Annotated in this window: 1 pseudogene; it reads right to left on the bottom strand. The window is 32.4% G+C overall.

What is annotated here, in order from left to right:
• Window positions 1-1,230, bottom strand: a pseudogene (locus tag ACGH47_RS11345) (hypothetical protein); the annotation flags it as partial.
• Window positions 1,231-1,729: the final 499 nt, after the last annotated feature.

The raw sequence follows: 1,729 nt of genomic DNA on the forward strand, positions 1-1,729 counted from the left end.
CGCATTCCAAGAACCACCGGTTATATTAGTGTTTCCTTCATAAGTATGTTTACCACTAATAAAGTTATCACCAGAGACGACATTGACATCCCCATTTCCATCAATATCCCAGCCTACTTGATAATCAGTGTTAGTATGATTAATATTTAATTTACCACCATTTCTTAATCCAACTTTTGGCGTATCAATAGAACCTGCTTTTTCAGCGGCTTTTCCAACTTCGCCACCGATATTAAGGGCGCCATTTTGATCAACTCGAATACCGAGATCCTCACCAGATTTATCGCCTTTTTGAGTTTTGATGGCTGCATCATTTGCAACGGTTAAACTAGCAGAATGATTACCACCCTCATTGACGATAATTTCAGACATCACGTTCAATTGAGAATTTTTACCATCAATTAATACTTTACCATTTCTGATAGCTAGCTTGTTGTATGTACCTGCATCACCATCAGCAATATTTAAACTACCACCATTGGTTACATTAATTTCACCATAGCCATCTTTATCAGCTGATTGCGTTCCTACTCGCATACCACCTGAATTAAAAGCAGAACCTTCACCGTCAATATTAATAATCGCATTTCCATTACCACTTGCGACAAATGTAGCTCGAGATGAATTAATAACACCACCATCTAAAATATTAACTACAGCCTTACCGTCGCCGGCAATCCCCATATCTTGTGAGTTAACTTGATTTATTGTACTGCCTTTACCTGATACAGTTAAAGTTGTATTAGAAGTGCTAGAATGACCTATACGTAATGATGACCATCCAGTATTGGTAAAAGTGCCGCCATTAGTAATAAGAATATTAGCGTTACCTTGAGATCCTAAATAAGCATCACCAGTAGAGTTAATGAAATGACCATTGTCGAGTGTAAATTGAGCAGAAGTATCTACATCATGTGCCACTATAATTCTATTAATTTTTAATGTACCATTATCACTAATTGTTAAATGTCCATTTTGACCAATGATATATTCATCATTGCTGACTACGCCATTAGGCAAAGTTCCAGTGTCATCACCTTTAATAATTTGATTGGTATCTATATTAACACGTGCAGCAAAAGCATTGCCGGAAGATAAAACAGATAAAGCCCCAAGAATTGTGGCATTAATTAATACTGATTTAGTTTTTTTACCTCTTCCTCTGGCTAATTCCGAAACTGCCAGACTAATTCCTTGTCTATTTTTCAAAACTTTATAAATTTTATTCATTTGTTAAATTTCCTTCATTTTACAATATTAAACATAGTCACTAAGATTCAAGAGACTTATGTAAAAAACATTATTGATCGGATTAAGCGATCAATCAACATTTAATCTATCGAAAATTTCTAATAAAAAGCGTAATATAATTATAATTAATTGTTTTTTTTGTTAATTGTAAGTTAATGTAAAGTTAATAAACCGATTATTTTTGCACAAAATTTTCATATTCTGCGTTTAAAATACATAATCAATTAGCAATCTTTTTTTTTCAATATATTGTTCATGTTATGATTTTTTTTAGACTAAATTCTTTATTTAGTCAGTGCTAAATATCCCCTTTTTCAATTTAGTTTGAATCACATATCTTTTTTCTATAAAAAAGCAGTACTAAATCGTACTGCTTTGTATTTACTAAGATATTACTATTGTTAGAATGAATAATTTAAACCTAGTTGTCCACCAATTCGTGAATATTTATCTGAGCCAAATCGAGTATCAAGTTGAG

Source organism: Gilliamella sp. CG16 (genome assembly GCF_046635785.1).
Lineage (GTDB): Bacteria > Pseudomonadota > Gammaproteobacteria > Enterobacterales > Orbaceae > Gilliamella > Gilliamella apicola_I.